Raw genomic sequence first — 13,312 nt, 5'->3', positions numbered from 1 at the left:
CTTCCGTTAGTTACCAAGCGCTGGGATTACTGAAGCAGCTTCAGTACAGCGGATGGCAGCTGGTTAGCCTGCGACAGGATCGCGGTGGAAGCCGACTGCAGGGTTTGTTGCTTGGTCAGTTCGGCGGTTTCGGAAGCGAAGTCGACGTCCTGAACGGTGGAACGTGCAGCGGTGGAGTTCTTCTGAATGTTCTGCAGGTTGTCTGCAGTGGTAGTCAGACGGTTCTGGGTAGCACCCAGGCCCGAACGAACGCCGTCGATGGTGCCGATGGCCTTGTCGATAACAGCCAGCGCGTTTTGAGCGTTGGTAGCGTCGGTCACGTCGGTGTTAGAGATGGTGGTCTTGGTCGACGAAACGGTAGCAGCCGAGAACAAGTCCGATACACCAGTACCAGCGTCGCTCAGGGAGTAGCCTTTAGCCGAATCCAGGGAAACCTGACCGGTCACAACGATTGCAGCAGCACCCAGAGCAGCCGGGGTGGCGAATGCGCCAGCGCCGTCTTTAGCGCCAACCAGGATGTTGGCCTGGGCGTTGGCATCAGCACCCGAGAACGACAGGTTTTCGCCGGAATCCGACTTAACCGACAGGGTTTTGTTGGATTCGTCGTAGTTAACGCTGATGCCCAGTTTGGCAGCGTTCGATTTCAGCTGGTCAGCCAGGCCGGCCAGGTCCTTCACGCCGACGAAATCAACAGCGGCACCGCTACCTACAGCCAGTTTGAAGTTCGACGGAGTGGCAGCGCCTACTTCCAGTTTGACTTCAGTGCTGGCGGTAGCGGTCAGGCCACCGATCGAACCGTTCAGGCCCGCAGCGATGTCTTTAGCCGAAGCGCCTGCAGCGTAAGTTACGGTTTTGGTCTGACCGTTGCCGGTAACAGTGATGTCGCCGCCAGCCAGGCCAGTTGCGCTAGGCACGATGGCCTTGGTTTTGACCTGCTGCGAACCAATGTTGTTGGCTGCAACGTTTTCCAGGCTCAGGTTGATGGTTTCGTTAGCGTTAGCGCCAACCTGGATAGCTTTGGTACCGTACGAACCGTCCAGCAGCTTCTGGCCACCGAAAGTAGTGGTTTGCGAGATACGGGTCAGTTCCGAAGTCAGAGCCTGGTATTCGTCGTTGTTCGACTTACGGTCGTCAGCGCTGAGGGAGCCAGTAGCGGAAGACAGAGCCAGGGTACGCATTTTTTGCAGGATGTCGGTCGAAGCCTGCATCGCGCCTTCAGCGGTCTGAGCGATGGAGATACCGTCGTTCACGTTTTTTACTGCTTGACCCAGGCCGTTGATTTGGCTGGTCAGGCGGTTAGCGATCTGCAGGCCAGCTGCGTCGTCTTTAGCGCTGTTGATACGCAGGCCGGAAGACAGGCGCTGCATGGAAGTGGCCAGGGCGCCGCCAGCTTTGTTCAGGTTGCCCTGAGTAGTGATCGAAGCAATGTTGGTGTTTACTGTTAAAGCCATGACGAAATCCTCGTTGGATGGATACTGCGGCTTCCGGCCCTGGCAACCGCCGGGTGTGGCCTGAGAACCTACGTAATAGTTATCGTCGTGGTAGGCAGTTGCTTGAGGATTTTTTTGATTTTTTTTACTGGCGCCGTGCCACCCTTTGCAATTCAACGGCTTACATCAGCTCAAAACCCCGGATTCATTGGCTTTTCTGGCGCCAAATAAAAAACGCCGATGATCTCTAGATCATCGGCGTTTTTTTATGCAGCCTATTAAAGCGTCACGGGCGATAGAGAATCGCCGAACCCCACGACAGACCCACACCAAAACCGCTGATTGCCACGCGCTTCCACTTGGCGTCCATCACGTGCTTTTCCAGCAGCAGTGGAATGCTCGACGACACGGTGTTGCCGGTCTCGACCATGTCCTTGATGAACTTGTCCACCGGGGCATCTTCAAAACGGCGTGCCACGGCATCAACGATGGCCGCACTGCCCTGGTGAATGCAGAACGCGTCGATCTCATCAGCCTTGAGGTCCGACTCGTTGAGCAGCTCGTGCAAATGCGCCGGCACCTTGAGCAAGGCGAAGTTGAAGACCTGGCGGCCGTTCATGAAGAACACGCCATCACTGACCTTCAAGTGCGGTGCGCCGGAACCGTCGGTGCCGAATTTGGACTTGCCCAGCAACCACGGCGCGTCTTCACCCATCCAGGTGGCGGTAGCGGCGTCGCCGAACAGCATGGTGGTGTTACGGTCTTCCGGGTCGACGATCTTCGAATACGGGTCGGCGGTGATCAGCAGCCCGTTTTTCAGGCCAGTGGCTTCCATGAAGCCCTTCATCGCGTAGATACCGTAGACGTAGCCGGAGCAGCCCAGGGAAATATCAAAGGCCGCCACATGCGTCGGCAGGCCCAGTTTGTCCTGGACGATCGCGGCGGTGTGGGGCAAACCCTCTTCATCACCGTTCTGGGTGACGACGATCAGCGCATCAATCGATTCGCGCTTCAGATCCGGGTTGTTGGCAAACAAAGCGTTAACCGCCTCGACACACAGATCGGAGGTTTCCTGCGCGGCTTCCTTGCGCGGCAGGAACGCAGAACCGATCTTGCCAATGATGAATTCTTCATCCTTGGCGAATTTGGCACCCTGGGCGTAGTTATCGATCCCGTCTGCCGGCACGTAACTGGCGATGCTTTTTATGCCAATCATTGTGGCTTCCCAATACTAAATAGCTGGAGAACACCCCGAGGACTGCGCCCGGAGTGCTGACAATAAAGGGGATAACCCCATAAAAATCTCGCTGAAAGCCGCCCCGCAAGGACCCTGTGACGACTTATCCTTTTCACACGATACAGTGAAGATGCGCTTTATGACTCACAGGTCACTCAATTTTGTGCGCTTTATGCAAAACGTTTCAACAATTTAACCCCAGAAACGACAACGGCCCGCCCTGTTTCCAGAGCGGGCCGCTTGACTTGGCGCCACTTACATCTTGTTGAACAGGCTCAACTGCGAGACTTTCACGAACGCCAGCTGCGAGGCTTCGAGCATGGTTTGCTGCAGCGTCAGGTTGATCGCCGCCTCACCCATGTCGACGTTGGCCAGTGCACTCATGGTCGTGGTGTTGGCCAAGCTGATGCTAGTGTTTGCGCTGGCCTGCACCGTCAACGCATTCTCACGCGCACCGATGGAGCCACGTACGTTGTCCACTTGGTCGGCCGAGCTGGTCAGGTTACTGACGGCGGCATTCAAGGCGTCCTGAAGTTTGACCCGCGCGCCCGGAATGCCGTCTGCCGGTTGCTCCAGAGCCATACGCAGTTGGCCCAGGGTATCGAGGGCGTTCTGGGTTTTTTGGGTGGTGTTGCCCACCGAAAACTGGTCGCCAACGTTCGGCGTGCCGCTCAGTTCGAAGGTAACGCCTGCCGCCGTGATGGTGCTCGGGCCTGGCGGGGTGCCGGTGCCGGGAGTGATGACGCCATTGTCCACGATCGGTTTGCTGCCGGCGTTATACGGCTGGGCATAGACCTTATAGGCCGTCGGGTCGGTGTCGTCGAACTTGATCAATACGCCGCTGTTAGGAAACGTGCTCGAATAGTTGGCCGCACTGCTGACGCTGGCATTGGTCAATTGCGCGCTGGAAGTGTTGCTCGGGGTTCGAGCGATGTTGAACCCGTCAGGCTTGGCACTGAGGCTGAACTCACGCCCCTTGACCAGCGCATCGGCATCAGGTCCGGTGGCAAGGTCGGTCAGGTCTAACGTGATATCGAACTTGACGCCACGCAGGTTGACGCTGGCGCTGCCTTCCTTGGTGGAGTCGAACGTCCCGTTACCGGCAACCTGCGAAGTAATGTCGTTGTTGTCTTTGTCGGTAATGACGTACTGGGTGCTACTGGTGAACGTCAGTTTGTACGGCTGGCCGTCGGCAAACTGCCGGGTGTAGTCGGAACCCGAAGTCACAAGGCCGCTCGATAAGGCGACCTTGTGGTCGTCGACCAGCGGCGGCGAAATCGCAGGCGCCACCGGCGCAGTGGCAGGCGCGAGGTAATTGGACTGGGTGCGACTGGTATTGACCGCCCCTTCCAGGATGGTCTTGCCGGTGTCGCCGGTGCGAACCGTCAGGGTCTCGGATACCTGCAGGCTCAGCTCGTTCTCGTCGCCCTGATAGCTGTAAGTACCATCGTTGTTGCGCGAGTACGGCGGCGTGTCGGTCTTGGAGCCTGAGAACAGATAGTTGCCGGCCGAGTCCTTGCTGTTGAGCAAGCCCAACAGTTGATCCTCAAGTGCGCCCACCTCAACCGAAATAGACTTGCGGTCAGCATCACTGGTCACGCCACCGGCACGCAGCGCCAGTTGGCTGCCGGCCTGGATCGTGGTGTTGATCGCATCCAGGATGCTTTCTTCGTTAGTCAGCTTGTTCTGAATACTGGTGATATTGCCGCTGTACTGCGACAGCATATCTTTCTGCTGTTGCAGCATCAGCAAGCGCTGGGCAGCCACCGGATCATCGGCGGCGGTCTGCACACGCACGCCGGAGCTGGCCTGCTGCTGGGCCTGCACCACACCTGAATAATTGTTCTGATACTTGCTGGCACTGGTGTCGAAATACTGCTGTGTAGAAATGCGCATCGTCCCAGACTCCCTTAAAGACTATTGATCAGCGTGCTGAAGGTTTCTTGCGCAGCCTTGATGATCTGCGACGACGCTGTGTAGTACTGCTGGAACTTGATCATGTCGCCCGCTTCTTCATCCAGGTTGACCTGGGATACGGAGTTGCGTGCGTTCTTGTTGGCCGTCAACAGCGCGTTGGTCGCCGTGGTGTCTGTGGTGGCCGCTGCGGCCTTGGCGCCGACGGTCGAGACCAACTTGCTGTTGGCCCCCACCAGACTGGTGCCGCCACTGCCATCGGCCGCGAGGCCTACGGTTGACTTGGTCTGCAGGTTGAGCAGAGCCTGGGCGTTACGGTTGTCGGACTTGCCGGAGGCATTGAACGAGAAGGAGGTGCTGTCGCCGTTCGCTGGCGAACCGCCCACCGTGGTGTCGAAGCTGAAGCTCTTGGCTGGCGACAACAAGACACCGCCGGCATCGCGCATCGGCACGCTGATGCTGATCTTGTTGGCCTGGCCTGGAATGATAGTGCCGGAGCCGATCGGATCACCCTGGGCGTTGCTGAGGGTGTAAGCCTGAGTGCCATCGGCCGCGGGCTTACCAAAGACCATCGTTACCGGCATCGAGTGCTCAATGCCCGTACGCAATTGCGCGGTGTCGGCGCCACCCTGGATATCCAGAGGCACTGTGAGGGTCGGCGGCGTAAAGGTGCCGGTGCCCTGGTTGGTTTTACCCGCCTCGCCCTGCAACGGCGCGGCAAAGGCAATCTTGCTCGGATCGCTGAGCACGGTGCCGATTTCCTTGGCGCCGTTGGCGGTCGGGCTGACCTTGAAGCTGTCACCCGCCTGCACTGCGCCGCTCTGGACCGCCAGGGTGAAACCGTCGATAACCGGCGGCGGCGTGGCACTCAGGTCATAAGTACCCATAGCCTTGCCGTCGGATCGCAGGACCGTCACCTTGTTGAGATTGGTCCCATCGTTGAAGCTGACCTTGTAATCGAAGTTGGTCAACTGGCTGCTGTCTTTGATCGTCACGCCCAGGGCGCCGTCGCCCAGGTTGCCTTGGGCCGCCTGGCTGCGCAGGGCAACGGAGGCTGCGTTATTGATGTCGGTGAACATCGAGGCGCCGAACTCGCCATTGAGGTCCAGGCCTTGGCCCAACTGGCTGTTGAGCGCATCGGCAGTGACAATCGCGATACGCCCCAAGTCATTGATTGCCGGCATCAGCGCATCGCTGCGATAACGCAGCAGGCCACCGATGCTGCCGCCACTGATCACGTTGCCCAAGTCCAGGGCGGTACCGCCCGGCGCATTGAGCTGGATCGTGTACTGGCTGGTGTCGCTCTTGCTCGGCACCGCGGAAATGCTGCTGGACTGATCGCCCAGCACCAGGGACTGGCCACTGCCGGTGCTGAGGCTGAACACGCCGTTCTTTTCCGTGGCGGTCACGCCGATCAACTCATTGAGCGAGCGCACAGCCTCGGCACGGGAGTCCAGCAGGTTGGCCGGGGAGGTGTTCGACGAACCCTGTACCTGGGCGATCTGCTTGTTGAGGGACGCAATCGACGACGTCAGTTGGTTGACCTGATCGCTCATCGAGGTCAACTGGCTGTTGATGGTCTCTTTCTGCTGGCTCAACTGGCTGGAGATGGTGTTGAACCGGTTGGTCAGGGTCTGGGCATTCGTAAGCAGGATCTGACGGGCCGAAGCATCGTTCGGACTGGCCGAGGCGGTCTGCACCGCCGCGAAGAACGAGCTGAGCACGGCGGACATGCCGGTGGTCTTGTCCGACAGGGTCTTGTCGACCGCACTGATCTGGTCCAGGTAAGCCTTGGCATCACTGTTGAGCGAGGTGCTGTTCTGGTAAGCGGTGTCCAGGTATTCGTTGTAGACCCGGCGCACGTCGGCCAGGGTGGTGCCGCTGCCGATGAACACGCCGCCGTACTGATTCGACGCGTTCGCGCTCTGGGTGGTCTGCTGACGCGAATAGCCCGCGGTATTGGCGTTGGCGATGTTGTTACTCAAGACCGACAACGATCCTTGAGCGGCGTTAAGCCCCGACATCCCGATATTGAGCAAACTCATGGTTCAGACCTTATAAATGAGTGGTCGCGCCCGCGGCAGCGTAATTCTGATAACTGTTCATCGTTTTTGCGATCTGCGAAATCTTACTGGCGTAGGCCGGATCGGTGGCGTAACCGGCTTTTTGCAACTCGCGCACAAACTGTTCCGGGTTGTCGGCCGACTTCACAACTTCTTTATAGCGATCATTGCTTTGCAGCAATGTCACCAGGTCGTGGAAGCTGTCCTGGTAGGAGTCGTAGGAACGGAACTGCGCCGTTTCCTTGACCATCGCGCCATCGCGAAACTCGCTGGTGATCGCACGCGCCTGACCGCCCTGCCAACTCTGGCCGGCCTTGATGCCGAACAGGTTGTGACTGCTGCTGCCATCTTCGGCGCGCATCACCGATTTGCCCCAACCGGTTTCCAGGGCGGCCTGGGCCACCAGGTACTTCGGATCAATACCAATGCGCGCCGCAGCCGCCTTGGCCATCGGCAACATGGTGGCGACAAATTCGTCCTGCGAACTGAACGCCTTCTTCGCCGGTGCCAGCGGCGGCTGGGCCACGGCGCGGCTGTAGATCTGCATACGGTCGCTGGGCACCGCAAAACTGCGTGCGGTGCTATTGACGACGTTGTCATCGGAGGCACTGTTACGCAGCGGCGCGGCCTTGGCCTCGGTCGCCACTTGGGTGCTCGGGACGATGCCGGCGAGCAGGCGATCGGTCAGCTTGCTTGGCAAGGCGATCCGGCGCTGGTTCATCAGCTCCATATCGTTGCTATGGGCAGCAGCGGCACCGGCCTGGGGCTCTGCCACGCGGTAGGCCCACAACGGACGCTGGCCATTGGAGCGACCCAGCGGACCCTGGGCCTGGGTGCCGGCGGCAATTTCCGTCGGCACGTCGACTTTCTTAACCGGTTCAGCGGCTGCCGGGCCCTGCAAAGTGGCCGCAGCGGCGTCCACCGGTTTGTTCTTCTGCATCTGGCGCATCAGCACGTCGGCGAGGCCGATACCACCGCCCTCACGGGACAACGACACCGCCAGTTGCTGGTCGTACATCTCCTGATATTGCTTGGCCGCAGGCGTGTTCATCGGGTTGTCTTTGCCCAGGGCCTCGGTGGCCGAGCGCATCGACTTGAGCATCTCGCTCAAGAACAGCGACTCGAACTCCTGCGCCACCTTGCGCATATTGCCTTCGCTGTTCTTGTCGTCGCCGACCTTGAGCTGGTTAAGCCGGTTCAAGTCGGAGTAAGACCCCGAGTCCGCCGTGCTGCTGATCCCGCTCTTGCGCATATCCATGGCCACGGCCTCAGATTACGATCAGGTCGGCTTGCAAGGCGCCGGCCTGTTTCAGGGCTTCAAGAATTGCCATCAAGTCGCCTGGCGCAGCGCCCACCTGGTTCACCGCGCGGACAATCTCATCCAACGTGGTGCCGGGGCCGAACTTGAACATCGGCTTGGCTTCCTGCTGAGCATTGACCCGCGAGCGCGGCACTACTGCCGTCTGGCCATTGGACAACGGCCCAGGCTGGCTGACGATCGGGTCTTCGGTGATGGTCACGGTCAGGCTGCCGTGGGTCACCGCTGCCGGCGACACCTTGACGTTCTGGCCGATCACGATGGTGCCGGTGCGCGAGTTGATGATGACTTTGGCCACCGCCTGGCCTGGGTCGACTTCAAGGTTTTCCAGGATCGACAGGTAATCCACACGCTGGCTTGGGTCCAGCGGCGCAGTTACACGGATCGAGCCGCCGTCGATGGCCTGGGCCACGCCAGGGCCGAGCATGTCGTTGATCTTGTCGACCACGCGCTTGGCGGTGGTGAAGTCGGAACGGTTGAGGTTCAGGGTCAGGCTGTTGCCTTGGTTGAAACCACTGGGCACGGTACGTTCCACCGTGGCGCCGCCAGGAATACGACCGGCCGATGGCACGTTGACGGTAATCTTCGAACCGTCACGACCTTCGGCGTCAAACCCGCCCACCACCAGGTTGCCCTGGGCGATGGCATAGACGTTACCGTCGATACCTTTAAGCGGTGTCATCAGCAGCGTGCCGCCGCGCAGGCTTTTCGAGTTACCGATGGAGGCCACGGTGATGTCCACCACCTGACCCGGCTTGGAGAACGCCGGCAAGTCGGCACTGATAGACACGGCCGCGACGTTCTTGAGCTGCACGTTGCCCGAGCCCGCCGGCACCTTGATGCCGAACTGCGAGAGCATATTGTTGAAGGTCTGCAGAGTGAACGGGGTCTGGGTGGTCTGGTCACCCGTGCCGTTGAGCCCCACTACCAGGCCGTAACCGATCAACTGGTTGGAACGCACGCCGGAGATGCTCGCAATGTCTTTCAGGCGCTCGGCCTGGGCGACAGCGCTTAACGAAAGCAGGAGTGCGGCAGCCATCAGCTGTTTGAGTTTCAAAGTGGCCACCTAGAAAGGGAACAGCGGGCTAAGGAAGAAACGGTCGAACCAACCCGGCTGACTCGCATCAGCAAACGAACCCGTACCCGAGTAGGTAATGCGTGCATCGGCAATCCGTGTCGACGGCACGGTGTTGTCGGTGGCGATGTCATCGGCACGGACCATGCCGGCGATGCGCACCAGTTCATCACCTGTATTGAGGGTCATCCACTTTTCACCGCGTACAGCGATGATGCCGTTAGGCAACACGTCGGCCACGGTCACGGTGATCGAACCGGTCAGTGTGTTGCCTTGCGCCGCCGCACTCTTGCCGTTGGTAGCACGGTCGCCGCTGTAGCCGGCATCGAGGCTCAAGTCACCGCTGCCCAATGGGTTATTGGTGTTCGGCACACCGCCGAACAGCGAGGACAGGCCAATGCTGGCCTTGCTGGTCTTGCCGATCTGCGAGTTGGCGTTCTTGCTGGCCTGGGTCCGCTCGTTCAGGGTGATGGTGATGATGTCACCGACCCGGAACGCCTTGCGGTCGCTGTACAGGTTCTGTTCGAAACCCGCCTGGTAGATCGAGCCATTGTTGGCCGCCGCCGGCAACGGCGTGCGCGGCAACACCGGCGCGTAGTACGGGTCATTGGGTTTGGGCGTCGGGGCGACACAGCCCGCGAGCACGGCAATCCCACTCAATGCCAAAACGGAAACATAGCGATTCATGACCCATACCTCACGGTGTTGCAGGCGCCTTCAAGAGCGCCCCATAGACTTGATTACAGATTCTGCGTTACGAACGAGAGCATCTGGTCGGCGGTGGAAATCACCTTGGAGTTCATCTCGTAGGCGCGCTGAGTGGTGATCATGTTGACCATCTCTTCAACGGTGCTCACGTTGGAGGTTTCCAGGGTGCTTTGCAGCGTGGTGCCGAAACCGTTCAGGCCAGGGGTGCCGATTTGCGGCGCGCCACTGGAGGCGGTTTCCAGGAACAGGTTATTACCCATGGCCTGCAGGCCAGCCGGGTTGATGAAGTCGGCGGTTTGCAGGTTGCCGATCACTTGCGATGCCGGGTTACCGGCCACGGTGATGGACACGGTGCCGTCGTTGCCGACGGTGAAGGTCTGGGCGTTGTTCGGCACGACGATGGCCGGTTCCAGGGCGAAACCGTTGGCCGTCACGATCTGGCCGTTGGCGTCCAGGTGGAACGTGCCATCACGGGTGTACGAGGTGGTCCCATCCGGTTGCAGGATCTGGAAGAAGCCCTTGCCGTTGATAGCCATGTCGAGCGGCTGGCCGGTTTGCTGCAGGTTACCGGCGTTGAAGTTCTTCTGGGTGCCGACGATTTGCACACCGGTACCCAATTGCAGGCCCGACGGCAATTCGCTGTCCTGGGTCGACTGGGCGCCTGGCTGGCGCTTGATCTGATAGAGCAAGTCCTGGAACTCGGCGCGGTCACGTTTGAAGCCCGTGGTCGACACGTTAGCCAAGTTGTTGGAAATGGTGGTCAGGTTGGTGTCCTGGGCGGACAGACCTGTTTTGGCAACCCATAGAGCCGGAAGCATGGTGTTCTCCTTCGTGCGCCTGTTTGTTGGCGCCGTTTAGCAAATTAGTGAGTGAGCGCTGATCAGCTCATCTGCATGACGCGAGTCATGGCCTGGTCGTCTTCTTTGGCGCTGTTCATCATCTTGATGTGCAGCTCGAACTGCTTGGAAAGCGCCAGCACTGCCGTCATTTCTTCCACGGCATTGACGTTGCTTGCCTGCAGGAAACCCGAGGTCAGCTTGACACTCGCATCGGCCACGGCCGGCTGGCCATCTTTGGTGTGAATGGTGCCATCGAGGCCTTTATTCATATTCTTCAGGTCGGGCTGGACCAGCTTGATCCGGTCCACTTCAGCCATCACCCGTGGGCCTTCCCCCATGGCGCGGATGCTGATGGTGCCGTCGGAACCGACTTCGATCTTCTGCTGGGGCGGCACGGCAATCGGGCCACCGTTGCCCATGATCGGCATGCCGTTACCGGCGCGCAGCACGCCCAACGCATCGACGTTCATGCTGGCGCTGCGCACATAGGCTTCGCTGCCATCCGGGGTTTGCACCGCCATCCAACCGTCGCCGTTTACGGCCACGTCCAGATCACGACCGGTTTCGATCATCGCGCCGGGGGTGAAGTCGGTGGCTGGACGTTCGGTCAGGGCAAACGCCCGCGCCGGAAAGCTGTCACCGAACACCGGCATCGAACGCGCCTGTTCCAGGTCACGTTGAAAGCCGTTGGTGGAAATGTTCGCCAAGTTGTTGGCATGGGCCTTCTGCGCCAGAGCATTCTGGCTGGCGCCGGTCATTGCCACGTAAAGGTACTTGTCCACATTCTTTCCTCTTTCTGACGCAGGCTTGCCGCCCACCGCTGTACTGATGAGGCTTAAGCAATTTGCGAACCAACTTTTAAAAAAAGGGGAAAACCCAGGCAGGACGGGGGTTTGCGGTGATTCAGCAGGATTTGAAGGACTGGGGATAGTCGAAAAAACGGCGGACTACTGCCGCTTACGGCAACGACGCAGATCAAATGTGAGAGCGGGCTTGCTGTGGTGAGCGGGCTTGCCCCGCGCCGGGCTGCGAAGCAGCCCCCAACCACACAGGTTATTTATCAGCCTTCAGAATTTCGTAATCGCGCAACTTATTGGCGATGGTGGTGTGCGATACCCCCAGCCGCTTGCCCAACTGCCGGCTGCTCGGGTGCTCGGCATACAGGCTCTCCAGCACCGCCTTCTCGAACCGTCCGACGATCGCCTCCAACCCACCCTCCAGGGAAAAATCGCCAAGGGGCTGACGCACGCCATAATCCGGCAAGCGAATATGCTCGGCCTTGACCGTCCCGCCCTCGCACAACGACACGGCCTGGAACAGCACGTTTTCCAACTGCCGCACATTGCCCGGCCAGTGGTAGTGACTGAGTCGCTCCATCGCCGCCGGCGCCAGCTTGGGCAGTGGGCAGCCGATCTGACGGCTGGCCTGGTCAAGAAAGTGTTCAACCAACGGCCCCAGCCCATCAAGGCATTCGCGCAGTGGTGGGATGTGCAACGACAGCACGTTGAGGCGGTGATAAAGGTCCTGGCGGAATTCGCCACGGGCGCAGAGTTCGGACAAATCCACCTGGGTTGCGCAGATCACCCGCACATCCAAGTACACCTCCTCATCACTGCCCACGCGACGGAAGCAACCATCCTGCAGGAAGCGCAGCAATTTCACCTGCAAGCGCGCACTCATTTCCCCCACGCCATCGAGAAACAACGTACCGCCCGCCGTTAGCTCCAGCAGCCCGAGCTTGCCTTCGGCCCGCGCGCCTTCGAACGCGCCGGGGCCGTAGCCAAACAACTCGGTCTCAGCCATCGACTCCGGCAGACCAGCACAATTGAGCGCCATCAGCGGCGATTGCCCACGGGGGCTGGCCAGGTGGCAGGCGCGGGCCAGTAGTTCTTTGCCAGTGCCGGTTTCGCCTTCTATTAATAGCGGTGCGTCCAACGGCGCCATGCGCCGGGCTTCACGTACCACCGCCGCCATGACTTTGGAGCTTTGGAAGATGCTGTCAAAGCCGCGCAGTTCCTGCTTGCGCACGTTGTAGATGCGCTCGCCCACGCGGTCGGCGCGGTGCAGGGTCAGCACGGCGCCAGCCATGGCCTCGCTGTCGTCATGCTCGGAGGATTGCAGTGGCGCTATGTCCGCCAGGAACACGTCACCCTTGACCTTGACCCGCAGACCATTGATCCGCGACTTGCTCGCGCGCACCAGTTCCGGCAAGTCGAAGTCCTCGGCGTAGCGCGACAGCGGAATGCCCGGAACTTCGTCCACGCGCACCCCGAGCAACTGCGCCGCCGCGCGGTTGGCGGCGACAATGGAGCCGCCCATGTCGATGGACAGCACTGGAAACTCCAACGCCCCGAGCAAGGCATTGAGCTCCATGTGCCGGCGCTCGCTGGGCATCAGCCCTACCCTTTTCACGCCAAACACCCCGGCAATGGCTTCGAACTGCGGACGTAATGCCTGGAACTGCATGTTCACCAGGTTCGGACAAAACAGGTAAATGGCATTGCCATGCTCACCGCCGACCTCGCCCTTGGCGACGTTGACGCCGTACTCCACCAACAGATTGAGAATGTCCCGCAATATGCCGATGCGGTTTTGGCAGTGCACTTTGATACGCATGAAAGGGCCCGAAAAAGTGGGTAGGCGCCGCGTCTTTTTGTCGCTGGGCGCAGATAGTCGTCAAGATTATGTGACAGCTTATGTGCTTTTCACAGCCCAACGGCGCGATGAA

The 13,312-nt window shown here is 59.8% G+C and carries 10 protein-coding genes; all 10 read right to left on the bottom strand.

The genetic code is table 11. From position 1 onward, the window contains the following. Positions 1–26: 26 nt before the first annotated feature. The 10 genes from AB4N82_RS18285 to AB4N82_RS18240 all read right to left on the bottom strand — a co-directional run bounded on the left by AB4N82_RS18285 (position 27) and on the right by AB4N82_RS18240 (position 13,200). Positions 27–1,451: a flagellin N-terminal helical domain-containing protein gene (locus AB4N82_RS18285; RefSeq protein ID WP_032887865.1), complete on the bottom strand. Its 1,425-nt coding sequence runs from the start codon at positions 1,449–1,451 to the stop codon at positions 27–29. Positions 1,452–1,716: 265 nt separating this feature from the next. Continuing rightward, a complete protein-coding gene (locus AB4N82_RS18280; protein ID WP_032887863.1) occupies positions 1,717–2,646 on the bottom strand; it encodes a ketoacyl-ACP synthase III in 930 nt (309 codons plus the stop codon). A gap of 276 nt (positions 2,647–2,922) precedes the next feature. Then, positions 2,923–4,563, bottom strand: coding sequence for a flagellar hook-associated protein 3 (locus tag AB4N82_RS18275; protein WP_122764584.1), 1,641 nt, complete (start codon positions 4,561–4,563; stop codon positions 2,923–2,925). A 14-nt stretch (positions 4,564–4,577) separates the two neighbouring features. Continuing rightward, complete coding sequence (gene flgK, locus AB4N82_RS18270; RefSeq protein ID WP_099603014.1) at positions 4,578–6,626, bottom strand: flagellar hook-associated protein FlgK; 2,049 nt, start codon at positions 6,624–6,626, stop codon at positions 4,578–4,580. 10 nt (positions 6,627–6,636) lie between these two features. After that, the gene (flgJ, locus tag AB4N82_RS18265; RefSeq protein WP_032887857.1) at positions 6,637–7,902 is read right to left on the bottom strand and encodes a flagellar assembly peptidoglycan hydrolase FlgJ; all 1,266 of its coding nucleotides are present in this window, start codon (positions 7,900–7,902) and stop codon (positions 6,637–6,639) included. 10 nt (positions 7,903–7,912) lie between these two features. After that, complete coding sequence (locus AB4N82_RS18260) at positions 7,913–9,001, bottom strand: flagellar basal body P-ring protein FlgI (RefSeq protein WP_081797739.1); 1,089 nt, start codon at positions 8,999–9,001, stop codon at positions 7,913–7,915. Positions 9,002–9,028: 27 nt separating this feature from the next. Next, the gene (gene flgH / locus AB4N82_RS18255; RefSeq protein WP_032887854.1) at positions 9,029–9,724 is read right to left on the bottom strand and encodes a flagellar basal body L-ring protein FlgH; all 696 of its coding nucleotides are present in this window, start codon (positions 9,722–9,724) and stop codon (positions 9,029–9,031) included. 53 nt (positions 9,725–9,777) lie between these two features. Then, a complete protein-coding gene (gene flgG / locus AB4N82_RS18250; protein ID WP_032887852.1) occupies positions 9,778–10,563 on the bottom strand; it encodes a flagellar basal-body rod protein FlgG in 786 nt (261 codons plus the stop codon). A 62-nt stretch (positions 10,564–10,625) separates the two neighbouring features. Beyond that, positions 10,626–11,366 (bottom strand): flagellar basal body rod protein FlgF, encoded by a 741-nt coding sequence (locus AB4N82_RS18245; RefSeq protein ID WP_032887850.1) that lies wholly within the window; start codon positions 11,364–11,366, stop codon positions 10,626–10,628. 271 nt (positions 11,367–11,637) lie between these two features. Next, positions 11,638–13,200, bottom strand: a complete 1,563-nt coding sequence (locus tag AB4N82_RS18240; RefSeq protein WP_095185424.1) for a sigma-54-dependent transcriptional regulator — start codon at positions 13,198–13,200, stop codon at positions 11,638–11,640. Positions 13,201–13,312: the final 112 nt, after the last annotated feature.

Source organism: Pseudomonas sp. H1_D04, from assembly GCF_054683855.1.
The sequence above is the reverse complement of the archived record's forward strand: the minus strand, read 5'-3'. Positions and strand labels throughout refer to the sequence as shown.

Excerpts from the sequence above, each read along its gene's own strand:
- AB4N82_RS18285 (WP_032887865.1), bottom strand. The coding sequence starts at position 1,451 with ATGGCTTTAACAGTAAACACCAACATTGCTTCGATCACTACTCAGGGC.
- AB4N82_RS18280 (WP_032887863.1), bottom strand. The coding sequence starts at position 2,646 with ATGATTGGCATAAAAAGCATCGCCAGTTACGTGCCGGCAGACGGGATC.
- AB4N82_RS18275 (WP_122764584.1), bottom strand. The coding sequence starts at position 4,563 with ATGCGCATTTCTACACAGCAGTATTTCGACACCAGTGCCAGCAAGTAT.
- flgK (WP_099603014.1), bottom strand. The coding sequence starts at position 6,626 with ATGAGTTTGCTCAATATCGGGATGTCGGGGCTTAACGCCGCTCAAGGA.
- flgJ (WP_032887857.1), bottom strand. The coding sequence starts at position 7,902 with ATGGATATGCGCAAGAGCGGGATCAGCAGCACGGCGGACTCGGGGTCT.
- AB4N82_RS18260 (WP_081797739.1), bottom strand. The coding sequence starts at position 9,001 with ATGGCTGCCGCACTCCTGCTTTCGTTAAGCGCTGTCGCCCAGGCCGAG.
- flgH (WP_032887854.1), bottom strand. The coding sequence starts at position 9,724 with ATGAATCGCTATGTTTCCGTTTTGGCATTGAGTGGGATTGCCGTGCTC.
- flgG (WP_032887852.1), bottom strand. The coding sequence starts at position 10,563 with ATGCTTCCGGCTCTATGGGTTGCCAAAACAGGTCTGTCCGCCCAGGAC.
- AB4N82_RS18240 (WP_095185424.1), bottom strand. The coding sequence starts at position 13,200 with ATGCGTATCAAAGTGCACTGCCAAAACCGCATCGGCATATTGCGGGAC.